Source organism: Priestia sp. USM5, assembly GCF_058323215.1.
The window spans coordinates 4,502,980-4,528,775 of sequence record NZ_JBSGKN010000001.1; the positions used below are offsets into that span (position 1 = coordinate 4,502,980).

A 25,796-nucleotide genomic window follows, 5' to 3' on the forward strand; every position below is an offset into this window, starting at 1 on the left:
CTTGCTTCCCCCTCAGTATCTTATCCGTTTAATGGGAAAGCAGCCTGCCTCCCACTAAACAGCTTTACTTAATAAATCCCTTATAATGGCGTTTCACTAATTGACTCTCAAGCTGTTTCATTGTCTCAAGAGCTACACCGACAACAATTAACAAACTAGTACCGCCGATCTGAGCAGATGAGGGTAGGTTTGCAATTTTGATGAACAGAACCGGCAACACAGCAATTAACGCAAGGAATATCGAACCGATTAATGTCAGACGATATAACACTTTCGTTAAATAAGCTTGTGTGCTTTTACCAGGACGAATGCCTGGGATGTAGCCACCTTGCTTTTTCAAGTTCTCTGCTACTTGTTCAGGGTTAACTTGAACAAATGTATAGAAGTAACAAAAAGCAATGATTAACGCTACATACACTATCATACCAATTGGCTTAGTATAGTCAAATGTATTCTGAATCCACGTCGTTACATCATTTGGACCGAAAAATGATGCAATTGTTGGTGGTGTGATAATAAATGAAACTGCAAAGATAACAGGAATAACCCCAGCAGCATTTACTTTTAACGGTAAATGAGTGGATTGACCTCCAACAGGATTACGACCAGCTGAACCCTTTGCATATTGAATAGGAATTTTTCGTAGCGCTTGTTGGAAGTAAATAACCCCAACAATAATAGCTAAAACTGCAATCGCAATTAAAACTACCGTTACGATACGAATGAATAATTGATCCCCAACGTCTTCAAATTGCTGTGCATAAATTTGATTTAATGTTGTCGGAATACCAGCTGCAATCCCAGCAAAGATAATGATAGAAATACCATTACCTACGCCTTTTGCAGTAATCTGTTCTCCTAACCACATTAAGAAGGCAGTACCTGCCGTTAACACTGTAGCAATTAGAAGATACGTAGAAATTCCTGGATTAGCGATCAATTGTCCGCCCGAAATATTGTTGAATCCTATAGACATACCTAAAGCCTGGATAAATCCAAGCACAATTGTTCCATAACGAGTTACTTGAGCTAATTTACGGCGCCCAACATCTCCCTGCTTTGACCATTCTGTAAACTTAGGTACAACATCCATCTGCAATAATTGGACGATGATGGATGCTGTAATATAAGGCATAATGCCCATAGCAAGAATGGAAAAGTTTTTTAACGCGCCGCCGCCAAATGTATTCAGAACTCCGAATACATTTAACCCATCTTGCAATTTTAGTACATCCGTATTAACACTTGGTACAGGAATAAATGTACCAATTCGGAAGACAATTAACATTAACAAAGTGAAAAAGATTTTTTGTCTTATTTCACGCACGCGCATTAAATTGGAGATTGTTTGAAACATTAGATCACCTCAACTGTACCGCCAGCAGCTTCGATAGCTTCTTTAGCAGTTGAAGAGAATTTAGCAGCTTTAACAGTTAGCTTAGAGTTTAATGTACCGTTTCCTAGTACTTTAACGCCAGCTTTTGCTTTGCTTACTAAACCAGTTTCGATTAATAATTCTGGTGTTACTTCAGTTCCATCTTCAAAACGGTTAAGAGCTTCTAAATTAACAATCGCGTATTCTTTGCGATTGATATTAGTGAACCCACGTTTTGGAAGACGACGGAATAAAGGAGTTTGACCACCTTCGAAGCCAGGTCTTACGCCACCGCCAGAGCGAGCGTTTTGCCCTTTGTGACCTTTACCTGAAGTCTTTCCGTTACCTGAACCAGTACCACGACCTACACGGTTACGTACTTTACGTGAACCTTCAGCTGGTTTCAATTCATGAAGTTTCATTCCGGAGCACCTCCTTAGAGTGACAATTTATACTTATTGCTCTTTTACTGTAACAAGGTGAGCTACTTTGTTAATCATTCCGCGAATTGCAGGATTATCGTCTTGAACGACAGTTTGATTTAACTTACGTAGGCCAAGTGTACGAACAGTTACACGTTGATCTTCTGGACGACCAATTACGCTACGAGTAAGGGTAATTGCTAGTTTGTTTGCCATTCCATATCCCTCCCTTATCCTAACAGTTCTTCTACAGTCTTGCCACGTAGTTTTGCAACATCTTCAGCACGTTTTAGGTTAGCTAAACCGTTAAGAGTTGCACGTACCATGTTGATTGGAGTGTTTGAACCTAAAGATTTAGATAGAATATCACTTACTCCACCCAATTCTAGTACCGCACGAACTGGGCCACCAGCGATAACTCCTGTACCTTCAGAAGCAGGTTTTAAGAAAATTTGACCTGCACCAAATTGTCCAAGGATTTCGTGTGGAATAGTTGTACCAACCATAGGTACAGTAATTAAGTTTTTCTTCGCATCTTCAATTGCTTTACGGATTGCATCTGGTACCTCTTGTGCTTTACCAGTACCGAATCCAACGTGACCGTTTTTGTCACCAACTACAACTAATGCAGCGAAGCGGAAACGACGTCCACCTTTCACAACTTTAGCTACGCGGTTAACGGTAACAACACGTTCTTCAAGCTCTAATTTATTTGGATCAATACGACGCATGATTTTCCCTCCTTTTACAATTAGAATTGTAATCCAGCTTCACGAGCAGCGTCAGCTAATGCTTTAACACGGCCATGATATAAATAACCGCCACGGTCGAATACTACTTCGTTTACACCTTTTTCTACTGCGCGTTTAGCGACTAATTCGCCAACTTTGATAGCAGCTTCAGTGTTACCAGTGCTTTCTAAAGTCAGGTCTTTATCTAACGTTGAAGCACTTGCGATTGTTACTGAATTTAAATCGTCGATAACTTGTGCGTAAATATGTTGATTAGAACGGAACACGTTTAAACGCGGACGAGTTGCAGTTCCAGATAACTTCGCACGAACACGAGCATGTCTTTTTTTACGAACTTTGTTTTTATCAAGCTTCGTGATCATTTCGGGCACTCCTTTCTTTTACCTAACCGGCATTACTTCTTAGCAGTTTTACCTTCTTTACGACGTACATATTCGCCTTCGTAACGAATACCTTTACCTTTGTAAGGCTCTGGTGGACGAACGTCACGAATATTTGCAGCTAATGCACCTACGCGTTCTTTATCAATACCTTTAATAACGATCTTAGTTTGAGAAGGAACTTCGATTTCGATTCCTGTTTCAGGAGTAATCTCAACTGGGTGAGAGTATCCAACGCTCAATACTAATTTGCTACCAGATTTTTGTGCACGGTAACCTACACCGACTAATTCTAAACCACGTTCGAATCCTTTAGTAACACCTTCAACCATGTTACCTAAAAGGCTACGAGTAGTTCCATGAAGAGCGCGGTGCTCTTTATTGTCACTAGGACGATTAACAACTAATACGTTGTCTTCAACTTTAATTTCGATTTCAGGGTGGAATGTACGAGTTAATTCACCCTTTGGTCCTTTTACAGTTACAGTGTTGCTCTCGTTCGTAACTGTAACACCTGCTGGAAGTTCTAAAGGCTTTTTACCAACACGTGACATAGTTACACCTCCATTCACATTTAAAACTTATTACCAAACGTACGCTAATACTTCTCCACCAGTTTGCTTTTGACGAGCTTCTTTGTCAGTTAAAACACCTTGAGAAGTAGAAACGATTGCGATACCTAAACCGTTAAGTACACGTGGTACTTCGTTAGTTTTTGCATAAACACGTAGACCAGGTTTACTGATACGTTTTAAGCCTGTAATTACACGTTCGTTATTTGAACCGTATTTTAAGAAGATACGGATAATACCTTGTTTGTTGTCTTCGATGTATTCTACATCACGTACGAAACCCTCACGCTTAAGGATTTCTGCAATTTGCTTCTTAATGTTAGAAGCAGGAACTTCAATTTTCTCATGACGAACCATGTTCGCATTGCGGATACGAGTTAGTAAATCTGCAATAGGATCAGTCATTACCATATTAATTTACCTCCTTCCCAAACTTGGGTTTTACCAACTAGCTTTTTTAACACCAGGAATTTGACCTTTATAAGCAAGCTCACGGAAACAAATACGGCAAAGCTTGAATTTACGTAGTACTGAGTGTGGACGTCCACAACGTTCGCAACGTGTATACTCTTGTACTTGGAATTTTTGCTGGCGTTTTTGCTTCGCAATCATTGATTTTTTAGCCACATTTTCGCCTCCTCTGCTTAACGTTGGCAGTTATTACTTCTGGAATGGCATACCGAACTGAGTTAAAAGCTCACGAGCTTCTTCATCAGTGTTTGCTGTTGTAACAATAACGATATCCATACCACGAACTTTAGTTACTTTATCATAATCGATCTCTGGGAAGATCAATTGTTCTTTAACACCTAACGTGTAGTTTCCACGACCATCAAATGCTTTTTTAGATACACCACGGAAATCGCGCACACGTGGAAGTGATACTGATACTAATTTATCGAAGAATTCGTACATACGCTCGCCGCGTAAAGTAACTTTCGCACCGATTGGCATACCTTCACGAAGACGGAAACCAGCGATAGATTTTTTCGCACGAGTTACAACAGGTTTTTGACCAGTGATTTCAGCTAGTTCTTCAACAGCGTTATCTAAAGCTTTTGAGTTAGAAACAGCATCACCGATACCCATGTTGATTACGATCTTGTCGATTTTTGGCACTTGCATTACAGATTCATAATTAAACTTGCTAACTAGAGCAGGAGTAATCTCTTTTGTAAATTTCTCTTTAAGACGGTTCATGTGAACTAAACCTCCCTTCACATTTCATTAATTATTTATCTAAAGTTTCACCAGATTTTTTTGCTACACGTACCTTTTTGCCATCGATAACTTGGTACCCAACACGAGTTGGCTCACCAGATTTAGGATCCAACGGCATTACGTTTGATACGTGGATAGGTGCCTCTTGGCTAACGATTCCACCTTGTGGATTTACTTGAGAAGGTTTAGAGTGTTTTTTCACAACGTTCACGCCTTCAACAAGTACACGGTCTTTCTTTGGGAAAGCTGCAAGTACTTCACCTTGCTTACCTTTGTCTTTACCAGAGATAACCACTACTTTGTCGCCCTTTTTAACATGCATCCTATTCGCACCTCCTTAAAAGGCATTTTGTATTTGTTCTATATATCAATTAGATAACTTCTGGAGCCAATGATACGATCTTCATGAAGTTGTTATCACGTAATTCACGAGCAACTGGTCCGAAGATACGAGTACCACGTGGTCCTTTGTCGTCACGGATGATTACGCAAGCATTTTCGTCGAAACGGATGTAAGAACCGTCAGTACGGCGAACACCACTTTTTGTACGTACAACAACAGCTTTAACAACGTCACCTTTTTTAACAACGCCTCCTGGTGTTGCTTGTTTCACCGTACAAACGATAACATCACCAATGTTTGCTGTCTTACGACCTGAACCACCAAGTACTTTAATAGTAAGTACCTCACGTGCACCAGAGTTGTCTGCAACTTTTAAACGAGATTCTTGTTGAATCATGTACGAAACCTCCCTTCGGATGAATCATTCTTATCCGATCTATCTTAACTATTAGATGATAACAGCTTTTTCTACAACTTCTACTAGACGGAAACGTTTAGTAGCTGATAACGGACGAGTTTCCATGATCTTCACGATATCGCCTAGTTGAGCTGTATTGTTTTCATCGTGAGCTTTGAATTTCTTTGAGTATTTTACACGCTTGCCATAAAGCGAATGCTTTTTGTAAGTTTCAACAAGAACAGTAACAGTCTTATCCATTTTGTCAGAAACTACGCGGCCAGTGTAAACTTTACGTTGGTTGCGTTCACTCATTCTGAAAGCCTCCTCTCAGACTTAATTATTTATTAGCAGCAATCTCTCTTTCACGAACTACAGTTTTCATACGAGCGATCGATTTGCGCACTTCGCGAATACGAGTAGTATTCTCTAATTGTCCAGTCGCTAATTGGAAACGAAGGTTAAACAACTCTTCTTTTAAAGCCTTAACTTTTTGTTCAATTTCAGCAGTGGTAAGGTCACGAATTTCATTAGCTTTCATTAGAATCACCACCAATTTCTTCACGTTTTACAAACTTACATTTTACAGGTAGCTTGTGTGCAGCTAAACGTAAAGCTTCACGTGCAACCTCTTCAGATACACCTGAAATTTCAAACATTACTTTTCCAGGTTTAACAACTGCTACCCAACCTTCAGGAGCACCTTTACCAGAACCCATTCGGACTTCTAGAGGCTTAGCAGTATAAGGTTTAGAAGGGAAAATTTTAATCCATACTTTACCGCCACGTTTCATGTAACGAGTCATTGCGATACGAGCAGCTTCGATTTGACGGTTTGTAATCCAAGAAGCTTCAGTAGCTTGTAAACCGAATTCACCGAAATGTACTTCCGTACCACCTTTAGCGCGTCCACGCATTTTTCCGCGATGTTCGCGACGATATTTAACGCGTTTTGGTAATAACATAATTATTTTCCTCCTTCCTCAGTTTTCTTTTTAGTAGGAAGAACCTCTCCACGATAGATCCATACTTTCACACCAAGTTTACCATAAGTAGTATCTGCTTCAGCGTGAGCATAGTCAATATCAGCGCGAAGTGTATGAAGTGGAACTGTACCTTCACTGTAATATTCAGAACGAGCAATATCAGCTCCGCCTAAACGACCAGATACCATTGTTTTGATACCTTGTGCGCCAGCACGCATACTACGTTGGATAGCTTGCTTTTGAGCACGACGGAATGATACACGGTTCTCAAGTTGGCGAGCGATGTTTTCAGCTACTAGTTTAGCATCTAAATCTGCTCGTTTAATTTCAAGGATGTTAATGTGTACACGCTTGCCTGTTAATTGGTTAAGAGCTTTACGAAGTGATTCTACTTCAGTACCACCTTTACCAATTACCATACCAGGTTTTGCAGTGTGGATCGTTACGTTTAAGCGGTTAGCAGCGCGTTCGATTTCAACTTTAGAAACAGCTGCATCGTTTAAACGTTTAGCGATATATTCACGTACTTTTAAGTCTTCATGTAATAAGTCAGCGTAGTCTTTGCCAGCGAACCATCTTGATTCCCAATCACGGATGACACCGACGCGAAGACCGACCGGATTTACCTTTTGACCCATGAATTATCCCTCCTTCTTTTCTGATACCACGATTGTGATGTGGCTTGTGCGCTTGTTAATTTGGCTTGCACGTCCCATAGCGCGTGGACGGAAACGTTTTAAAGTTGGACCTTCGTTAACAAAAGCGTCAGTAATAACTAAATTGTTAGCGTCCATTTCATAATTGTGTTCTGCATTGGCAATAGCAGATTTTAATACTTTCTCAACGACTGGAGAAGCAGCCTTTGGCGTGTGAAGTAGCACTGCTAGCGCTTCACCCACTTGCTTACCTCGAATTAAATCTACAACTAAACGAACTTTACGAGGAGCAATACGTACTGTTCTCGCGACAGCTTTAGCTTGCATTTAAAAGCCTCCTCTCATATTAGCGTCTTGTTTTCTTATCATCACTTGCGTGACCTTTGTAAGTACGAGATGGTGCGAATTCACCAAGTTTGTGACCTACCATGTCTTCAGTAACATAAACTGGTACATGTTTACGACCGTCATATACAGCAATTGTATGACCAATGAACTGAGGGAAGATAGTTGAACGACGAGACCAAGTTTTTACTACTTGCTTGCTGTCAGTTTCGTTTAACTTCTCAATTTTGTTGATTAAATGGTCATCTACAAAAGGTCCTTTCTTTAAGCTGCGACCCATAAATGAACCTCCCTTCGTGATTGTCCTACGGTTCGTTTGAACCGTAGCTCAATCCCGTTATTTTTTACGACGACGAACGATAAATTTATCGGATTTGTTTTTCTTCTTACGAGTTTTGTAACCAAGTGTTGGTTTACCCCATGGACTCATTGGAGACTTACGTCCGATTGGAGAACGTCCTTCACCACCACCGTGTGGGTGATCGTTAGGGTTCATTACAGAACCACGTACAGTTGGACGAATACCTAACCAACGAGAACGACCGGCTTTACCGATGTTGATTAACTCGTGTTGTTCGTTACCAACTTGACCTACAGTTGCACGACAAGTTGCAAGGATCATGCGTACTTCACCAGAAGTTAAACGTACTAATACGTATTTACCTTCTTTACCAAGTACTTGAGCAGATGTACCTGCAGAACGAACTAATTGTCCACCTTTACCAGGTTTCAATTCGATGTTGTGTACTACTGTACCAACAGGGATGTTAGCTAAAGGAAGCGCGTTACCTACTTTAATGTCAGCTTCAGGACCTGACATAACTTCTAAACCTACTTTTAGGTTTTTAGGAGCAAGGATGTAACGTTTTTCACCATCAGCATAATGAATTAATGCGATGTTAGCTGAACGGTTTGGATCATATTCGATTGTAGCAACGCGTCCAGGTATTCCATCTTTATCGCGTTTAAAATCGATGATACGGTATTGACGCTTGTGCCCACCACCTTGGTGACGAACAGTCAATTTACCTTGGTTGTTACGACCACCTTTTCTCTTGACAGGTGCAAGTAACGATTTTTCTGGTTTGTCAGTAGTAATTTCAGCGAAATCAGAAACTGACATACCACGACGACCATTTGAGGTTGGTTTATACTTTTTAATCGCCATCTCAATTTCCCTCCTTCTCTAGTAATCTTAAGCTTCGAAGAATTCGATTTCGTTGCTCTCTTGAGTTAGTGTTACTACCGCTTTACGACGACGGTTAGTAAGACCACTGTAGCGACCTACACGCTTGAATTTACCTTTGTAGTTCATGATGTTTACTTTTTCAACTTTTACGTCAAAGATTTTTTCGATAGCATCTTTAACCTCAGTTTTATTAGCTTTTACATCAACATCAAACGTATATTTTTTCTCAGCCATTAAGTCTGTTGAACGTTCTGTAATTACGGGGCGCTTAATAATATCACGAGGATCTTTCATTATGCAAGCACCTCCTCTACTTTTTCAACTGCGTCTTTAGTGATTACAAGCTTATCATGGTTCATAACGTCTAATACGCTTAAACCATTAGCTGCAACAACTGTTACACCAGGAATATTACGTGCTGAAAGTGCAACATTTTCGTTAAGATCAGCAGTTACTACTAATGCTTTGCGTTCTACTGTTAGGTTTTTAAGAACTGCTACCATTTCTTTTGTTTTTGGAGCGTCAAAAGAAAGAGCTTCAAGAACAACGATGCTGTTATCTTGAGCTTTAGTTGATAATGCAGACTTAATTGCTAAACGACGAACTTTTTTAGGTAATTTGTAGCTATAGCTTCTTGGAACTGGACCAAATACTACGCCACCACCACGCCATTGTGGAGAACGGATAGATCCTTGACGAGCACGACCAGTACCTTTTTGACGCCATGGCTTACGGCCACCGCCTCTTACTTCAGAACGATTTTTAACTTTAGAAGTACCTTGACGTTGAGATGCGCGTTGCATTACGATCGCGTCGAAAAGTACTTTGTTGTTTGGTTCGATACCGAAAACGGCATCTTGAAGTTCGATCTCTCCAACGTTTTCACCGTTTTGGTTAAACAATGCTACTTTTGGCATTGGTTATTCCTCCTTTCTCGAAGAATTATTATTTAGATTTAACTGCAGATTTAACAGTAACTAGAGATTTTCTAGCTCCTGGCACGTTACCTTTTACTAATAAAAGATTGCGTTCTGCGTCAACTTTAACGATTGATAAGTTTTGCACAGTGATGCGCTCTCCACCCATGCGTCCTGGTAATAATTTACCTTTAAATACGCGGTTTGGAGCTACAGGACCCATTGAACCTGGGCGACGGTGGTAGCGAGAACCATGAGACATAGGTCCGCGAGATTGTCCGTGGCGTTTAATAGCACCTTGGAAACCTTTACCTTTTGAGATTCCTGTTACATCAATTACATCGCCTTCTGCGAAAATATCAACCTTGACTTCTTGACCAACTTCATATGCTGAAGCGTCCACACCGCGTAACTCACGGATGAAGCGCTTAGGAGCAGTATTAGCTTTAGTAGCATGTCCTTTTGCAGGTTTGTTAGATAGTTTTTCACGGATATCTTCGAAACCTAATTGGATTGCTTCGTAACCGTCTGTCTCAGCGTTTTTAACTTGAAGAACTACGTTAGCAGAAGCTTCAATTACTGTTACTGGGATCAAGTCACCATTTTCAGCAAATACTTGAGTCATACCGATCTTTCTTCCTAAGATTCCTTTGGCCATTAGTCACACCTCCTAAGTATCTTTTCATTCTTTATTTTAAATTAAAGTTTAATTTCGATATCTACACCAGATGGTAAGTCTAAACGCATTAATGAATCAACAGTTTGTGGTGTTGGATTCACGATATCAATTAAGCGTTTATGCGTGCGCATTTCGAACTGCTCACGAGAATCTTTATATTTGTGTACTGCACGTAGAATTGTATAAATTGATTTTTCAGTCGGTAATGGAATCGGACCAGATACAGCCGCACCAGAACGTTTTGCAGTTTCTACGATTTTCTCAGCAGATTGATCAAGAATTCTGTGATCATATGCTTTTAAACGAATGCGAATTTTTTCTTTTGCCATTATTTTCCCTCCTTTTTCGCCTATTTTACAATAGACATTCTCCGCGGAAATTTCCCCACACTCGCCATGGCAAAGCGGCCGGGTGTGTCGGCAACCTTCCGCATCATCGCAGTCAAAGACCAACATTTTTATTATACTAAAAATGGGTTCATATTGCAACAATAAAGTTAAAAAACTTTTTTATGTGTCGCACACTTTTTTCATTATATATAAAAGGAGATCATTTTGCAAGTGTAATAGTAAAAACTATCTTTACCTTTTATCACCAAATAAAAAAGGAGTAGGTTACCCTACTCCCTTTACTGAAACGAGAAATTACTCGCTGATTTTAGCTACAACGCCAGCGCCTACTGTACGTCCACCTTCACGGATTGAGAATTTAGTACCTTCTTCAATCGCGATTGGAGCGATAAGTTCAACAGTCATTTCGATGTTGTCGCCAGGCATTACCATTTCTACGCCTTCAGGTAAGTTACAAATACCAGTTACATCAGTTGTACGGAAGTAGAACTGTGGACGGTAGTTTGTGAAGAATGGAGTGTGACGTCCACCTTCGTCTTTAGAAAGAACGTATACTTCAGCAGTAAATTTAGTGTGTGGAGTGATTGAGCCTGGTTTAGCTAATACTTGTCCACGTTGGATTTCTTCACGTGCTACACCACGAAGTAAAGCACCGATGTTGTCGCCAGCTTCAGCATAGTCAAGAAGCTTACGGAACATTTCTACACCTGTTACAGTAGTAGATTTTGGCTCTTCAGTTAAACCGATGATGTCGATAACGTCACCAACTTTAACTTGTCCACGCTCTACACGACCTGTAGCAACTGTACCACGACCAGTGATTGAGAATACGTCCTCAACTGGCATCATGAATGGTTTTTCAGTGTCACGTTCTGGAGTTGGGATGTACTCATCAACAGCGTCCATAAGCTCGATGATTTTAGCTTCCCAATCAGCTTCGCCTTCAAGAGCTTTAAGAGCAGAACCTTTGATTACTGGTACATCGTCACCAGGGAAGTCGTATTCAGAAAGAAGGTCACGTACTTCCATTTCTACTAATTCAAGTAGCTCTTCGTCGTCTACCATGTCACATTTGTTTAAGAATACAACTAGGTAAGGTACACCTACTTGACGAGAAAGAAGGATGTGCTCACGAGTTTGTGGCATTGGACCATCAGCAGCAGATACTACTAAGATACCACCATCCATTTGAGCAGCACCAGTGATCATGTTTTTAACATAGTCAGCATGTCCTGGGCAGTCAACGTGTGCATAGTGACGAGTGTCAGTTTCATACTCAACGTGTGCAGTTGAGATTGTGATTCCACGCTCGCGCTCTTCTGGAGCAGCGTCGATCATGTCGTAAGCCATTGCTGCACCTTTACCACTTTTCTTAGCAAGAACAGTAGTGATAGCAGCTGTTAAAGTTGTTTTACCATGGTCAACGTGACCAATTGTACCGATATTGGCATGTGTTTTTGAACGGTCGAATTTTTCCTTAGCCATTCGAAAATCCTCCTTAAAATTCATGTAGTTTATGGTTTATGAGGCCGTGAAAGGGAATGAGCTCCACTTTCACAGCGTACATAAGTAGTTATACTTCAATAAAGAGTGAAAATCAATTATTCACCTTTATTTTTTTTAATAATTTCTTCTGAAATTGATTTAGGAACTTCTTCGTAGTGATCGAAGTGCATAGAATATGTTCCGCGACCTTGAGTGTTTGAACGTAATGCAGTTGCATAACCAAACATTTCAGAAAGTGGAACGAATGCACGTACAACTTGAGCGTTACCGCGTGCTTCCATACCTTCTACACGTCCACGACGAGACGTAACGTCACCCATGATATCTCCTAAGTATTCGTCAGGGATAACAACTTCAACCTTCATCATTGGTTCAAGGATAGCTGGGTTACATTTTGATACTGCGTTTTTAAGAGCCATAGAAGCGGCAATTTTAAACGCCATCTCACTTGAGTCAACGTCATGGTAAGATCCATCAACTAAAGCAGCTTTGATATCGATTAATGGATAACCAGCAAGAACACCGTTTTGTAATGCATCTTCAAGACCAGCTTGAACTGCAGGGATGTATTCACGTGGAACTACACCACCAACGATTTTGTTCTCAAATTCAAAGCCTTTTCCTTCTTCGTTAGGTTCGAACTCAATCCAAACGTGACCGAATTGTCCACGACCACCAGATTGACGAGCGAATTTACCTTCAACTTTCGCACCAGCGCGGAAAGTTTCACGGTAAGCTACTTGAGGAGCACCAACGTTTGCTTCTACTTTGAATTCGCGACGCATACGGTCAACGATGATATCAAGGTGAAGCTCACCCATACCAGAGATGATGATTTGACCAGTCTCTGTATTAGTTTCCGCACGGAAAGTTGGATCTTCTTCTTGTAACTTTTGAAGAGCTGTCGTCATTTTATCTTGGTCAGCTTTTGATTTTGGCTCAACAGATAAAGAGATAACTGGCTCTGGGAATTCCATAGACTCAAGAATTACAAGACTCTTTTCGTCACATAGAGTATCACCAGTAGAAGTATCTTTTAATCCTACAGCTGCCGCGATATCTCCAGCGTATACTTCAGAAATCTCTTCACGAGAGTTAGCATGCATTTGTAGGATACGACCTACACGCTCACGCTTACCTTTTGTAGAGTTTTTGATGTATGAACCAGAGCTTAGTACACCAGAGTACACACGGAAGAACGTTAATTTACCAACATAAGGGTCCGTCATAACTTTGAACGCTAATGCTGAGAAAGGAGCGTTGTCGCTAGACTCACGCGTAACTTCTTCTTCTGTGTCAGGTACGATACCTTGGATTGCTGGTACATCAACTGGAGATGGTAGGTAATCAATTACCGCATCTAGCATTAATTGTACACCTTTGTTTTTGAATGCTGAACCACAGATAACTGGGTAGAATTCAACGTCACAAGTACCTTTACGGATACCAGCTTTTAGTTCTTCAACTGTAAGCTCGCCTTCGTCTAAGTACTTCATCATTAATTCTTCGTCAAGTTCTGCAACAGCTTCTACTAGGCTTGCACGGTATTCTTCAGCTTGCTCTTTGTATTCCTCAGGAATTTCACGAGATTCTGAACGAGTACCTAAGTCATCTTCGTAGAAGTATGCTTTCATTTCCACAAGGTCAATGATTGCTTCGAAGTCATCTTCAGCACCGATTGGCAACTGAATTGGGTGAGCATTTGCACCTAAACGATCGTGGATCGTTTTTACAGAGTACAAGAAGTCAGCACCAATTTTGTCCATTTTGTTAACGAATACGACACGGGGAACACCGTACGTAGTCGCTTGACGCCATACTGTTTCTGTTTGAGGCTCAACACCAGATTGAGCATCAAGAACTGCCACAGCGCCATCAAGTACACGTAATGAACGCTCAACTTCAACAGTGAAGTCTACGTGTCCAGGAGTATCGATGATGTTAACGCGGTGACCTTTCCAAGAAGCAGTTGTCGCAGCAGACGTGATAGTGATACCACGTTCTTGCTCTTGCTCCATCCAGTCCATTTGTGAAGCTCCTTCATGAGTTTCACCAATTTTATGGATACGGCCAGTATAATAAAGAACACGCTCAGTTGTTGTTGTTTTACCAGCATCAATGTGAGCCATGATCCCAATATTACGAGTGTTTTCTAAGGAGAACTCTCTTGCCATCTTAGGTATTTCTCCTTCCATATTATAATTTGTTTTTTTAAAAGTTTCGTTAAAAGATTACCAACGGTAATGAGCAAATGCTTTATTAGCTTCTGCCATTTTGTGAGTATCTTCACGTTTCTTAACTGCAGCACCAGTGTTGTTAGCTGCGTCAAGGATTTCGTTAGCTAAACGCTCTTCCATCGTTTTTTCTCCACGAAGACGAGCATAGTTTACTAACCAACGAAGACCTAAAGTAGTACGACGCTCTGGGCGTACTTCTACAGGAACTTGGTAGTTAGAACCCCCTACACGGCGTGCTCTAACTTCTAGTACAGGCATGATGTTTTTAAGAGCTTGGTCGAATACTTCCATAGCTTCTTTACCACTGCGCTCTTGTACTAAATCGAATGCTCTATAAAGAATAGCTTGTGACTTACCGCGCTTTCCATCAAGCATCATTTTGTTGATTAAGCGAGATACAAGCTTAGAATTGTAAATCGGATCTGGTAATACGTCTCTTTTTGCAACAGGTCCCTTACGTGGCATTCTACTTCCTCCTTTCACTTTTAAAAGTTTATCTATTAATTGTTAAGCTATTATTTTTTAGCTGCTTTTGGTCGCTTAGTACCATATTTAGAACGACCTTGCATACGGCCATCCACACCAGCAGTATCAAGTGCACCACGTACGATATGGTAACGTACCCCTGGTAAATCTTTTACACGTCCACCGCGGATAAGTACCACGCTGTGTTCTTGTAAGTTGTGACCAATACCTGGGATATAAGCTGTTACCTCGATACCGTTTGTTAAACGTACACGAGCATATTTACGAAGAGCCGAGTTCGGTTTCTTCGGTGTCATAGTACCCACACGTGTACATACACCACGTTTTTGTGGAGAAGATTGGTTAGTTTGAGCTTTCTTGAAGCTGTTGTAACCTCTGTTTAAAGCAGGTGAGTCAGATTTTTTACCTTTACTCACACGACCATTACGGATTAATTGGTTAATAGTAGGCATTTAATTTTTCCTCCTTTCGCCTTTTGTAAGACCACACATCCAGGTGGTTCATTTTTTAGCAAAAAACAAAGTCTTTGAAACTAAAAGTTCAAAAACGTGTTAACTAATAATTGCAACAGTTGCAGCGTTAACTTCTATCCTACAAGCTTGACCAAGCTTTCGCATAGAAGGGACATACGTATACGGAACGTTTTCTTGCTGTGCCGTTTTTGCCACAATGGATGTGACATAAAAATCAGCGTCTTCAGCAATGATGACTTCCTTTACTGTACCTTTTTTTAATGCTTTCACCGTCTGCTTTGTTCCTACAATAATATGATCAGCCTGTAATACTTTTTCATAAGACATTATCATATCCTCCAAAGTAACAGGTAGTTTATAGGAGCACCTTTGATATAGTATCATTCCCTAGAATGGATGTCAACTAACGTTTCGTAGTTTTTTTAAAAAACATCCATTCTAGAGTAATGATTTTATAATTAGTCGATTGTTACCGTTTCTTCAGCTTGGTTTTTGATTGGTTCAGCATTACGATATCTCGTCATACCTGTACCAGCCGGAACTAGCTTACCAATGATAACATTCTCTTTAAGTCCAAGCAACTCATCACGTTTTCCTTTGATTGCAGCATCTGTAAGAACACGAGTTGTTTCTTGGAATGACGCAGCAGATAAGAAGGAATCAGTTTCAAGAGATGCTTTTGTAATACCAAGTAATACAGGACGGCCTGTCGCTGGACGATTGCCTTCAAGTAATACTTTTTCATTAGCATCAGTGAATTGGTGAATATCAAGTAATGAACCTGGTAATACATCTGTATCTCCTGAATCCATTACGCGCACTTTACGAAGCATTTGGCGAACCATTACCTCTACGTGTTTATCTCCAATTTCTACCCCTTGCATACGGTATACTTTTTGCACCTCACGAAGCAAGTACTCTTGTACAGCCGTGATGTCTTTTACTTTTAGTAATTCTTTAGGATCAATTGAACCTTCCGTTAATTCTTGACCACGTGCAATGCGCTGTCCTTCAATAACTTTCAGGCGTGCACTGTACGGAGCTGTGTAAGAACGAGTTTCAATCTCTCCTTGAACAGTAATTTCGTGCTGACGATCGCGTCCTTCAGAAATGCCGGCAATTGTACCTTCAATTTCAGAAATAACGGCTTGACCTTTAGGGTTACGCGCTTCGAAGATCTCTTGGATACGCGGTAAACCTTGAGTGATATCGTCTCCAGCAACCCCACCTGTATGGAATGTACGCATCGTTAACTGTGTACCTGGCTCACCGATAGATTGAGCAGCGATGATACCAACTGCCTCACCCACTTCAACTTCTGAACCAGTTGCAAGGTTACGACCGTAACATTTTTTACATACACCGTGGCGAGTGTTACATGTGAATGCAGAACGAATCCATACTTCTTCAACACCAGCATCCACAATTGTTTCAGCTAGGTCTTCTGTAATTAGTTCGTTTTCTTTCACTAACACTTCGTTTGTTCCTGGGTGAAGTAGTGTTTTTCTTGCATAACGTCCAATTAGACGCTCATCAAGTTTCTCAATTTCTTCTGTTCCTTCTTTGATTGCAACAGCCAGAATACCGCGGTCTGTACCACAGTCGTCATCACGTACGATAACGTCTTGTGCCACGTCAACCAGACGACGAGTAAGGTAACCTGAGTCAGCTGTTTTAAGAGCCGTATCGGCAAGACCTTTACGTGCACCATGGGTAGAGATAAAGTACTCTAATACTGTTAAACCTTCACGGAAACTAGATTTGATTGGTAACTCAATGATACGACCAGACGGGTTGGCCATTAGTCCACGCATACCTGCAAGCTGAGTGAAGTTAGATGCGTTACCACGGGCACCAGAGTCACTCATCATGAAGATTGGGTTGCGTTTGTCTAATGACGCCATTAATTTACCTTGGATAACGTCTTTCGCGCTACTCCATACAGAGATAACACGCTCATAACGCTCATCTTCAGTAATTAAACCGCGACGGAATTGTTTTAGTACGTTATCTACTTTAGCTTGCGCTTCTGTTAAGATAACTTCTTTTTCTCCTAAAACCACGATATCAGCTACACCAACTGTAATACCAGCTTTAGTAGAATATTTGAAACCTAGGTCTTTCATACGGTCAAGCATTTTAGAAGTCTCAGTAATTTTGAAACGTTTAAATACTTCAGCGATAATATTACCTAAGATTTTTTTCTTAAACGGTGCGATAGCCGGTTGATTCTTGATGAATTCCTTCACATCTGCACCTTTTTCAACAAAGTACTTCTCAGGAGTTTTCACTTCTAAGTTTTCTCTTGTTGGTTCGTTAATGTATGGGAACGATTTTGGTAAAATTTCGTTGAAAACTAATTTACCAACCGTTGTAACAAGCAACTGTTGATTTTGTGCTTCTGTAAACGTTTCGTTGTTTAAAGAACCTGCATACACACCTACACGTGTATGAAGATGCACATAACCGTTTTGGTACGCTAATAGTGCTTCATTTGTATCCTTGAACACCATGCCTTCTCCAACTGCCTCTTCACGCTCAAGCGTTAAGTAGTAGTTACCTAATACCATATCCTGTGAAGGTGTAACAACTGGTTTACCATCTTTAGGGTTCAAGATATTTTGAGCAGCAAGCATTAAGATACGTGCTTCTGCTTGTGCTTCCGCAGATAATGGAACGTGAACCGCCATTTGGTCACCGTCAAAGTCAGCGTTATATGCTGTACATACAAGCGGATGAAGACGAATAGCGCGACCTTCTACAAGCGTAGGTTCAAATGCTTGAATACCTAGTCTGTGTAGCGTTGGTGCACGGTTTAAAAGAACTGGATGCTCTTTAATAACCGATTCTAATACGTCCCATACTTCAGGTTGCACACGTTCAATTTTACGTTTTGCACTCTTGATGTTATGAGCTAAACCGCGTTCAACAAGCTCTTTCATTACGAAAGGTTTGAAAAGCTCTAACGCCATTTCTTTTGGAAGACCACATTGATACATCTTTAAGTTCGGACCTACAACGATTACCGAACGGCCAGAGTAGTCAACACGTTTACCTAATAAGTTTTGACGGAAGCGACCTTGCTTACCTTTTAACATGTGAGAAAGAGATTTTAATGGACGGTTACCTGGTCCTGTTACCGGACGGCCACGACGACCATTATCGATTAATGCATCTACAGCTTCTTGAAGCATACGCTTTTCGTTTTGAACGATAATGCTAGGAGCTCCAAGGTCTAATAAACGCTTTAAGCGGTTGTTACGGTTAATGACACGGCGATATAAATCATTTAGATCAGACGTAGCAAAGCGTCCACCATCTAATTGAACCATTGGACGAAGTTCTGGCGGAATAACCGGTAGAACGTCTAAAATCATCCAAGAAGGTTCGTTACCAGAATGACGGAAAGCCTCTAGTACCTCTAAACGTTTAATAGCACGTGTACGACGTTGACCTTGAGCAGTTTTCAATTCTTCTTTCAAAGCATCTACTTCTTTATCAAGATCGATGTCATGCAATAATTTTTTAACAGCTTCAGCACCCATTGCTGCATGGAAAGTTTGTCCGTACTTCTCACGATACGCACGGTATTCTTTCTCTGATAAAAGCTGTTTCTTTTCAAGTGGTGTATCACCAGCATCTGTTACTACATAAGAAGCAAAATAAATGATTTCCTCTAGCGCACGAGGGGACATGTCTAAGACAAGTCCCATGCGGCTAGGAATACCTTTGAAGTACCAAATATGTGAAACAGGTGCAGCTAGTTCGATGTGACCCATGCGTTCACGACGAACTTTTGCGCGCGTAACTTCTACGCCACAACGATCACATACAACACCTTTATAACGAACGCGCTTATATTTTCCGCAGTGACATTCCCAGTCCTTTTGTGGACCAAAAATACGCTCACAGAATAAGCCGTCTTTTTCAGGTTTTAACGTACGATAGTTGATCGTTTCAGGTTTTTTTACCTCACCGTACGACCAAGAACGAATTTTATCTGGCGAAGCTAGACCGATTTTCATATACTCAAAGTTATTTACATCTAGCAAGGAGCCTACCTCCCTTTTAATCTACAGGTTTTTTCCCTTAACGTTTATATGAAAGTAATTCCTTACTCTTTTGTGACAGGATCTTTTTGTCCTTCAGAAAGGCTTTCTTCGTTATCTGCAATAATTGATTCTGTTGGTTGCTCATGGTCCTCTTCTGAGTCCATGATATCAATTTCTTGCTCGTCAGCAGAAAGCATCTTCACATCCATACCTAAACTTTGTAGTTCTTTGATTAATACTTTGAACGATTCAGGTATGCCAGGTTCTGGAATGTTTTCACCTTTAACAATTGCTTCGTATGTTTTCACACGACCTACTACGTCGTCTGATTTCACTGTTAAGATCTCTTGTAATGTATAAGCAGCACCGTATGCTTCAAGTGCCCATACTTCCATCTCACCAAAACGCTGTCCACCGAACTGCGCTTTACCACCAAGTGGTTGTTGTGTAACAAGTGAGTATGGTCCAGTAGAACGAGCGTGAAGTTTATCGTCTACCATGTGAGCAAGTTTGATCATGTACATGATTCCTACTGATACACGGTTATCGAATGGTTCACCTGTTCGACCATCATATAGAACTGTTTTAGCATCACGAGACATGCCAGCTTCTTCGATTGTTGCCCAAACATCTTCCTCACGCGCACCATCAAATACTGGAGACGCAACGTGAATGCCAAGCTTACGAGCAGCCATACCTAAATGAAGCTCTAGCACCTGACCGATGTTCATACGAGATGGTACCCCTAATGGGTTTAACATGATGTCAATTGGCGTACCGTCTGGTAGGTAAGGCATATCTTCTTCAGGTAAAATACGTGAAATTACACCTTTGTTACCGTGACGACCGGCCATTTTGTCACCTTCAGAAATTTTACGCTTCTGAACAATGTATACACGGACTAATTGGTTTACACCTGGTGGTAATTCGTCGCCATCTTCACGGTTGAAGACTTTAACATCAAGGATAATTCCACCGCCGCCGTGCGGTACACGAAGAGAAGTATCACGAACTTCACGCGCTTTTTCACCGAAAATAGCGTGTAGAAGACGTTCTTCAGCTGTTAGTTCTGTTACACCTTTTGGCGTTACTTTACCAACTAAAAGATCTCCATCTTTTACTTCTGCACCAATGCGGATGATTCCACGCTCATCTAAGTTGCGAAGCGCATCTTCACCTACGTTTGGAATGTCACGCGTAATTTCTTCAGGTCCAAGTTTCGTATCACGAGACTCAGATTCATATTCTTCAATATGAACAGACGTATATACATCGTCTTTCACAAGGCGTTCACTCATGATGATGGCATCCTCATAGTTGTAACCATCCCATGTCATGAAACCAACCATTACGTTTCGTCCTAAAGCAAGCTCACCTTTTTCCATTGAAGGACCGTCGGCTAAGATCTCACCTTTTACTACTTCGTCGCCAACTGAAACAATTGGACGCTGGTTGTAACAAGTACCTTGGTTAGAACGAACGAATTTTAATAATTTGTATTGATCTAAGTTACCTTTAACTTTTTGTCCGTCTACTTCTTCATAGCGGCGAACAAAAATTTGTTTTGCTTCTACGCGCTCTACAACGCCAGGGTATTTACAAATTACGGCTGCACCAGAGTCTTTACCAGATACATATTCCATACCTGTACCTACGATTGGTGCTTCAGGATTTAATAAAGGTACTGCTTGACGTTGCATGTTCGCACCCATTAATGCACGGTTAGAGTCATCGTTCTCTAAGAATGGGATACATGCTGTAGCGGCAGATACAACTTGTTTTGGTGATACATCCATATAGTCTAAACGATCGCGACGGATAACCGTGTTTTCTCCACGGAAACGTGCAACGACATTTTCATCTAAGAATGAACCATCATCACCTAGACGAGCGTTCGCTTGGGCTACAACATAGTTATCTTCTTCATCAGCTGTTAAGTAGTCAATTCGCTCTGTCACTTTACCTGTTTCAGGATCGATACGACGGTAAGGTGTTTCGATGAAACCGAATTTGTTTACTTTTGCATAAGAAGAAAGTGAGTTGATTAACCCGATATTCGGACCCTCTGGCGTTTCAATCGGACACATACGGCCATAGTGGGAGTAGTGAACGTCACGCACTTCGAAACCAGCGCGTTCACGCGTTAAACCACCAGGTCCTAGAGCTGAAAGACGACGTTTGTGCGTCAATTCGCCTAATGGATTGGTTTGATCCATGAACTGTGATAATTGAGAACTTCCAAAGAACTCTTTAATCGCCGCAATAACTGGACGAATATTAATTAATTGTTGAGGTGTGATTGTATTCGTGTCTTGAATTGACATTCTTTCACGAACAACACGTTCCATACGAGATAAACCGATACGGAATTGGTTTTGTAACAATTCACCTACAGAACGCAGACGACGGTTACCTAAGTGGTCGATATCATCTGTGTCTCCTACTTGATGAAGCAAGTTAAAGAAGTAACTGATTGATGCTAAAATATCAGCAGGTGTGATATTTTTAACTTCTTCTGTTACATAAGCGTTGCCTGATACAGTGATGACTTTTTCACCTTCTGGATCATTTGGCGCATAAATCTTAATAGATTGTAATGTAACATCGTCTTCTACTACTCCACCAACCGGACTATAAGTTTTGAAGTTTACTCCACCTTCAAGCATCGGAATCAAGCGATCTAGCAGACGGCGATCAATCATTGCGCCTTTTTCTGCAATAATTTCACCTGTTTCAGGATCAACTAATGTTTCAGCTAGCTTTTGATTAAATAAGCGATGTTTGATATGAAGCTTTTTATTAATTTTATAGCGACCTACGTTCGCTAAGTCATATCGTTTTGGATCAAAGAAGCGAGATACTAATAGAGACTTCGCATTCTCAACTGTCGGTGGTTCACCCGGACGTAAACGCTCATAGATTTCTAATAGCGCTTTTTCCGTTGTTTCCGTATTATCTTTTTCAAGCGTATTACGGATGTATTCATTATCACCGATTAAATCGATAATCTCTTGGTCAGAACCGAAACCTAGCGCGCGTAACAGCACTGTTACTGGCAGTTTACGAGTACGATCAATACGCACGTATACTACATCTTTTGCATCAGTTTCATATTCTAGCCATGCACCACGGTTAGGGATAACAGTTGCTGTATATCCTTTTTTACCGTTTTTATCAAGCTTTCCACTATAGTAAACACTTGGTGAACGAACCAACTGTGATACGATAACACGCTCAGCACCATTAATTACAAAGGTACCTGTTTCGGTCATCAATGGGAAATCTCCCATGAACACATCTTGGTCTTTTACTTCACCTGTTTCTTTATTAATTAACCGCACCTTAACACGAAGAGGTGCTGCATAAGTTACATCACGTTCTTTAGACTCTCCTACTGAATACTTTGGCTCACCTAAGCTGTAATCAATAAATTCTAGTGATAAGTTACCTGTAAAATCATCAATTGGAGAAATATCTTGGAACATTTCTCGTAAACCTTCATCTAAAAACCATTGGTATGAAGCCGTTTGAATCTCGATTAAGTTCGGTAACTCTAAAACTTCACTAATACGAGCATAACTTCTGCGTTGGCGGTGGCGTCCATACTGAACTAGTTGACCTGTCAACTGATTCACCCCTCAAATCAAGCGTTATTATTCAAAATATATAATAAACCATATGTTTATTATTGAACAAAAGAAAAATGGTCTCTTTAAATAGAAAACCACAATTTCATAAAAACGTACTATTGATTTTATTAGTTTTTCCCATATAATTCAAAATTATACCTTTTATTTTATGTATAACCCGAGCTTATATGGAATATTTATATATTGGCATTTTATAATGCTAACATACTAAAAAATATTAGTCAACATTTTTTAGCACATATGATATAATACCCTTTTTTCTTTTCTACTACTTCTACTTCATTAAATAGAGATTCTAATTTCGCAAGAGCAGATGGCGCTCCTTGCTTTTTCTGAATCACAATCCAAAGTTCTCCTTGGTCAGCAAGGTGATCTAATGACTTTTCTAGAATTTCATGAACAACTTTTTTACCCGCACGGATCGGCGGATTACTAAGAATAGCTGCAAAATTCGTTTCCTTCACATTTTCATAGCAAGAGCTTTGATAGATTGAAACATTTGATACTGAATTAACTTCAGCATTTTTTTGAGCTAGTGCTAATGCACGTTCATTAACATCGACCATATGAACGTTTCTTTGGCTATCCTCTTTTGCAAGAGCCAACCCAATCGGGCCATATCCGCACCCAACATCCAGAAGCGGGCCGGGACTCTCAGGCATTTGAAACGTTTCAATTAACAGGCGCGATCCAAAATCGATCTCTTTTTTTGAAAAAACACCGCTGTCACTCGTAAATGAAAAAGAGGTTCCTCTCAATTCAAATGAAAAGCGCTCTTCATTACTTGCAGACGATGGTGTATTAGAAAAATAATGTTCTGTCAAAATAGAACCTCCTAATCAATATGTTCTTCTTTACTATAAATGAAAAGGATGACAGAAGCAAAAAAGCTCGCTTGTACAAGCGAGCTTTTTTATATCAGTTGTTAAGCAATAATTACTTAACTTCTACAGAAGCGCCAACTTCTTCAAGTTTAGCTTTTGCTTCTTCAGCTTCTTCTTTAGAAATACCTTCTTTAAGAGCTTTTGGAGCGTTATCAACGATTTCTTTAGCTTCTTTTAAGCCAAGACCAGTGATTTCACGTACTACTTTGATAACTTTGATTTTTTGTCCGCCAGCACTTTCAAGTACTAGGTCAAATTCAGTTTTCTCAGCAGCAGCTTCACCAGCAGCACCGCCAGCTACAGCTACAGGAGCAGCAGCAGTTACGCCAAATTCTTCTTCGATTGCTTTTACTAAATCGTTAAGTTCTAAAACAGTCATATTTTTAACTGCTTCAATGATTTGTTCTTGAGTCATTGTTAATTTCCTCCTTGTGATTGTGTTATATATAACAGACTAGATTATGCACCTTGTTCTTCTTTTTGATCTGCCACAGCTTTTGTAGCAAGAGCAAGGTTGCGAATTGGAGCTTGAAGCACGCTAAGCAACATAGAAAGTAAGCCTTCGCGAGATGGTAGTTCTGCAAGTGCTTTAATTTCTTCAACAGATGCAACATTACCTTCAATTACACCAGCTTTGATTTCTAACGCTTCGTGTTCTTTAGCGAAGTTGTTTAAAATTTTAGCTGGAGCAACAACATCTTCTCCACCAAATGCGATTGCATTTGGACCTACTAACGCATCATTAAGATCTGTTAGTTCAAGTTTTTCTACAGCACGGCGAGTTAAAGTGTTTTTGTAAACTTTGAACTCAATGCCTGCTTCACGTAATTGCTTACGAAGTTCAGTAACTTCAGCAACATTCAAACCACGGTAGTCAACGACAACTATTGAGTTACTCGCTTGAAGTTTTTCAGCAATTTCGTCTACGACTTGTTTCTTTTGTTCAATTACGTTGCTCATCTTTACACCTCCTGTAGATTTCCTTCCGTACACTCAGACAAGGTGCAATAAAAAACCTCCATGACAATAAAGACATGGAGGTGTAGTAAGCGAACCATAACGTTTCACTAATTTATCTCACACACCTCGGTAGGAAATTAAGCTTTGCAGCACCTACTGTCTACGGTACAAATGTTATTCTTTTTAACAACATTATCTATTATAATCAGGGACTTTCAAAAAGTCAACACCGATTTATTTCCAAATTTATTAAGCAGAGAATGAAGCAGTATCAACTTTGATACCAGGGCCCATTGTTGAAGTAACAGCTACGTTCTTCATGTATGTGCCTTTTGCTGCTGCCGGCTTAGCTTTTACCATAGTTTCGAAGATTGTAGTGAAGTTTTCAACTAACTTGCTCTCTTCGAAAGATACTTTACCGATTGGTACGTGGATGTTACCAGCTTTATCAACACGGTATTCTACTTTACCAGCTTTGATTTCGTTAACTGCTTTTTGAACATCAAATGTTACTGTACCAGTTTTAGGGTTTGGCATTAAACCTTTAGGTCCTAATACACGACCAAGTTTACCAACTTCACCCATCATGTCTGGAGTAGCTACGATTACATCGAACTCGAACCAACCTTGTTGGATTTTGTTGATGTAGTCAGCATCGCCAACGTAGTCAGCGCCTGCAGCTTCAGCTTCTTTAGCTTTTTCGCCTTTAGCGAATACTAATACACGTTGAGTTTTACCTGTACCGTTTGGTAGTACTACTGCACCACGAATTTGTTGGTCAGCTTTCTTAGGGTCAACTCCTAAACGGAATGCTACTTCTACAGTTGCATCAAATTTAGTTGTGTTTGTTTTCTTTACTAATTCAATCGCTTCTTGTACTGAATAAGTTTGTGTACGATCTACAAGCTTAGCAGCTTCAACGTACTTTTTACCTTTTTTAGCCATTTTTGTTTCCTCCTTATGT

At 40.4% G+C, this 25,796-nt stretch carries 33 protein-coding genes and 1 other annotated feature; all 33 genes read right to left on the reverse strand.

Translation table 11 applies throughout. From position 1 onward, the window contains the following. Positions 1–64 precede the first annotated feature (64 nt). The 33 genes from secY to rplA all read right to left on the reverse strand — a co-directional run bounded on the left by secY (position 65) and on the right by rplA (position 25,777). A complete protein-coding gene (gene secY, locus ACWATA_RS23675) occupies positions 65–1,357 on the reverse strand; it encodes a preprotein translocase subunit SecY (RefSeq protein WP_013054947.1) in 1,293 nt (430 codons plus the stop codon). Further along, a complete protein-coding gene (rplO, locus tag ACWATA_RS23680; protein WP_013054946.1) occupies positions 1,357–1,797 on the reverse strand; it encodes a 50S ribosomal protein L15 in 441 nt (146 codons plus the stop codon). Before rplO ends, secY begins: the two co-directional genes overlap by 1 nt. Positions 1,798–1,830: 33 nt before the next feature. Then, positions 1,831–2,013, reverse strand: a complete 183-nt coding sequence (gene rpmD, locus ACWATA_RS23685) for a 50S ribosomal protein L30 (RefSeq protein WP_013054945.1) — start codon at positions 2,011–2,013, stop codon at positions 1,831–1,833. A 14-nt stretch (positions 2,014–2,027) separates the two neighbouring features. Next, positions 2,028–2,528 (reverse strand): 30S ribosomal protein S5, encoded by a 501-nt coding sequence (rpsE, locus tag ACWATA_RS23690; RefSeq protein WP_013054944.1) that lies wholly within the window; start codon positions 2,526–2,528, stop codon positions 2,028–2,030. Positions 2,529–2,548: 20 nt separating this feature from the next. Further along, positions 2,549–2,911, reverse strand: coding sequence for a 50S ribosomal protein L18 (rplR, locus tag ACWATA_RS23695; RefSeq protein WP_013054943.1), 363 nt, complete (start codon positions 2,909–2,911; stop codon positions 2,549–2,551). A 32-nt stretch (positions 2,912–2,943) separates the two neighbouring features. Further along, positions 2,944–3,483, reverse strand: a complete 540-nt coding sequence (gene rplF / locus ACWATA_RS23700; protein WP_013054942.1) for a 50S ribosomal protein L6 — start codon at positions 3,481–3,483, stop codon at positions 2,944–2,946. A gap of 30 nt (positions 3,484–3,513) precedes the next feature. Beyond that, entirely contained in the window at positions 3,514–3,912 is a 399-nt protein-coding gene (rpsH, locus tag ACWATA_RS23705; RefSeq protein WP_013054941.1) for a 30S ribosomal protein S8, read from the reverse strand. A gap of 30 nt (positions 3,913–3,942) precedes the next feature. After that, entirely contained in the window at positions 3,943–4,128 is a 186-nt protein-coding gene (locus tag ACWATA_RS23710; protein ID WP_013054940.1) for a type Z 30S ribosomal protein S14, read from the reverse strand. Positions 4,129–4,161: 33 nt separating this feature from the next. Next, a complete protein-coding gene (gene rplE, locus ACWATA_RS23715) occupies positions 4,162–4,701 on the reverse strand; it encodes a 50S ribosomal protein L5 (RefSeq protein ID WP_013054939.1) in 540 nt (179 codons plus the stop codon). Between the two features lie 31 nt (positions 4,702–4,732). After that, complete coding sequence (rplX, locus tag ACWATA_RS23720) at positions 4,733–5,044, reverse strand: 50S ribosomal protein L24 (RefSeq protein WP_013054938.1); 312 nt, start codon at positions 5,042–5,044, stop codon at positions 4,733–4,735. A gap of 49 nt (positions 5,045–5,093) precedes the next feature. Beyond that, positions 5,094–5,462, reverse strand: coding sequence for a 50S ribosomal protein L14 (rplN, locus tag ACWATA_RS23725; protein ID WP_013054937.1), 369 nt, complete (start codon positions 5,460–5,462; stop codon positions 5,094–5,096). Between the two features lie 51 nt (positions 5,463–5,513). Continuing rightward, positions 5,514–5,777: a 30S ribosomal protein S17 gene (gene rpsQ, locus ACWATA_RS23730; protein WP_013054936.1), complete on the reverse strand. Its 264-nt coding sequence runs from the start codon at positions 5,775–5,777 to the stop codon at positions 5,514–5,516. 25 nt (positions 5,778–5,802) lie between these two features. Next, the gene (gene rpmC, locus ACWATA_RS23735; protein WP_013054935.1) at positions 5,803–6,003 is read right to left on the reverse strand and encodes a 50S ribosomal protein L29; all 201 of its coding nucleotides are present in this window, start codon (positions 6,001–6,003) and stop codon (positions 5,803–5,805) included. Next, positions 5,993–6,427, reverse strand: a complete 435-nt coding sequence (rplP, locus tag ACWATA_RS23740) for a 50S ribosomal protein L16 (RefSeq protein WP_013054934.1) — start codon at positions 6,425–6,427, stop codon at positions 5,993–5,995. The genes rpmC and rplP overlap by 11 nt, the downstream gene beginning before the upstream one ends. Positions 6,428–6,429: 2 nt before the next feature. Then, the gene (rpsC, locus tag ACWATA_RS23745) at positions 6,430–7,086 is read right to left on the reverse strand and encodes a 30S ribosomal protein S3 (protein WP_013054933.1); all 657 of its coding nucleotides are present in this window, start codon (positions 7,084–7,086) and stop codon (positions 6,430–6,432) included. A 3-nt stretch (positions 7,087–7,089) separates the two neighbouring features. Further along, positions 7,090–7,431, reverse strand: a complete 342-nt coding sequence (gene rplV / locus ACWATA_RS23750; protein ID WP_013054932.1) for a 50S ribosomal protein L22 — start codon at positions 7,429–7,431, stop codon at positions 7,090–7,092. Positions 7,432–7,450: 19 nt separating this feature from the next. Continuing rightward, positions 7,451–7,729, reverse strand: a complete 279-nt coding sequence (gene rpsS / locus ACWATA_RS23755) for a 30S ribosomal protein S19 (RefSeq protein ID WP_013054931.1) — start codon at positions 7,727–7,729, stop codon at positions 7,451–7,453. A 57-nt stretch (positions 7,730–7,786) separates the two neighbouring features. Next, positions 7,787–8,617, reverse strand: a complete 831-nt coding sequence (rplB, locus tag ACWATA_RS23760; protein ID WP_013081374.1) for a 50S ribosomal protein L2 — start codon at positions 8,615–8,617, stop codon at positions 7,787–7,789. A 27-nt stretch (positions 8,618–8,644) separates the two neighbouring features. Next, on the reverse strand, positions 8,645–8,932 hold the full coding sequence (rplW, locus tag ACWATA_RS23765; RefSeq protein WP_028412664.1) for a 50S ribosomal protein L23: 288 nt from the start codon (positions 8,930–8,932) through the stop codon (positions 8,645–8,647). Beyond that, a complete protein-coding gene (gene rplD, locus ACWATA_RS23770) occupies positions 8,932–9,555 on the reverse strand; it encodes a 50S ribosomal protein L4 (protein WP_013081372.1) in 624 nt (207 codons plus the stop codon). Before rplD ends, rplW begins: the two co-directional genes overlap by 1 nt. A 28-nt stretch (positions 9,556–9,583) precedes the next feature. After that, positions 9,584–10,213 (reverse strand): 50S ribosomal protein L3, encoded by a 630-nt coding sequence (gene rplC / locus ACWATA_RS23775; protein WP_013054927.1) that lies wholly within the window; start codon positions 10,211–10,213, stop codon positions 9,584–9,586. Positions 10,214–10,254: 41 nt separating this feature from the next. Beyond that, positions 10,255–10,563, reverse strand: coding sequence for a 30S ribosomal protein S10 (rpsJ, locus tag ACWATA_RS23780; protein ID WP_013054926.1), 309 nt, complete (start codon positions 10,561–10,563; stop codon positions 10,255–10,257). A 315-nt stretch (positions 10,564–10,878) separates the two neighbouring features. Next, complete coding sequence (gene tuf / locus ACWATA_RS23785; RefSeq protein WP_013081371.1) at positions 10,879–12,069, reverse strand: elongation factor Tu; 1,191 nt, start codon at positions 12,067–12,069, stop codon at positions 10,879–10,881. 116 nt (positions 12,070–12,185) lie between these two features. After that, a complete protein-coding gene (fusA, locus tag ACWATA_RS23790; protein WP_028412663.1) occupies positions 12,186–14,264 on the reverse strand; it encodes an elongation factor G in 2,079 nt (692 codons plus the stop codon). Between the two features lie 57 nt (positions 14,265–14,321). Further along, positions 14,322–14,792, reverse strand: coding sequence for a 30S ribosomal protein S7 (rpsG, locus tag ACWATA_RS23795; protein WP_013054923.1), 471 nt, complete (start codon positions 14,790–14,792; stop codon positions 14,322–14,324). A 50-nt stretch (positions 14,793–14,842) separates the two neighbouring features. Continuing rightward, the gene (gene rpsL / locus ACWATA_RS23800) at positions 14,843–15,265 is read right to left on the reverse strand and encodes a 30S ribosomal protein S12 (RefSeq protein ID WP_013054922.1); all 423 of its coding nucleotides are present in this window, start codon (positions 15,263–15,265) and stop codon (positions 14,843–14,845) included. Positions 15,266–15,364: 99 nt separating this feature from the next. Then, a complete protein-coding gene (locus tag ACWATA_RS23805; protein WP_013054921.1) occupies positions 15,365–15,613 on the reverse strand; it encodes a 50S ribosomal protein L7ae-like protein in 249 nt (82 codons plus the stop codon). A gap of 131 nt (positions 15,614–15,744) precedes the next feature. Continuing rightward, on the reverse strand, positions 15,745–19,338 hold the full coding sequence (rpoC, locus tag ACWATA_RS23810; protein WP_013081369.1) for a DNA-directed RNA polymerase subunit beta': 3,594 nt from the start codon (positions 19,336–19,338) through the stop codon (positions 15,745–15,747). A 62-nt stretch (positions 19,339–19,400) separates the two neighbouring features. Further along, the gene (gene rpoB, locus ACWATA_RS23815; protein ID WP_028412662.1) at positions 19,401–22,964 is read right to left on the reverse strand and encodes a DNA-directed RNA polymerase subunit beta; all 3,564 of its coding nucleotides are present in this window, start codon (positions 22,962–22,964) and stop codon (positions 19,401–19,403) included. A 245-nt stretch (positions 22,965–23,209) separates the two neighbouring features. Beyond that, complete coding sequence (locus ACWATA_RS23820) at positions 23,210–23,812, reverse strand: class I SAM-dependent methyltransferase (RefSeq protein ID WP_034263652.1); 603 nt, start codon at positions 23,810–23,812, stop codon at positions 23,210–23,212. A 112-nt stretch (positions 23,813–23,924) separates the two neighbouring features. Continuing rightward, positions 23,925–24,287 (reverse strand): 50S ribosomal protein L7/L12, encoded by a 363-nt coding sequence (rplL, locus tag ACWATA_RS23825; protein WP_013054917.1) that lies wholly within the window; start codon positions 24,285–24,287, stop codon positions 23,925–23,927. Positions 24,288–24,331: 44 nt separating this feature from the next. Then, positions 24,332–24,832, reverse strand: a complete 501-nt coding sequence (gene rplJ / locus ACWATA_RS23830) for a 50S ribosomal protein L10 (protein ID WP_013054916.1) — start codon at positions 24,830–24,832, stop codon at positions 24,332–24,334. Positions 24,833–24,872: 40 nt separating this feature from the next. Next, positions 24,873–25,016 (reverse strand) — a sequence feature (ribosomal protein L10 leader region). Positions 25,017–25,081: 65 nt separating this feature from the next. Continuing rightward, entirely contained in the window at positions 25,082–25,777 is a 696-nt protein-coding gene (rplA, locus tag ACWATA_RS23835) for a 50S ribosomal protein L1 (RefSeq protein ID WP_013054915.1), read from the reverse strand. Positions 25,778–25,796: the final 19 nt, after the last annotated feature.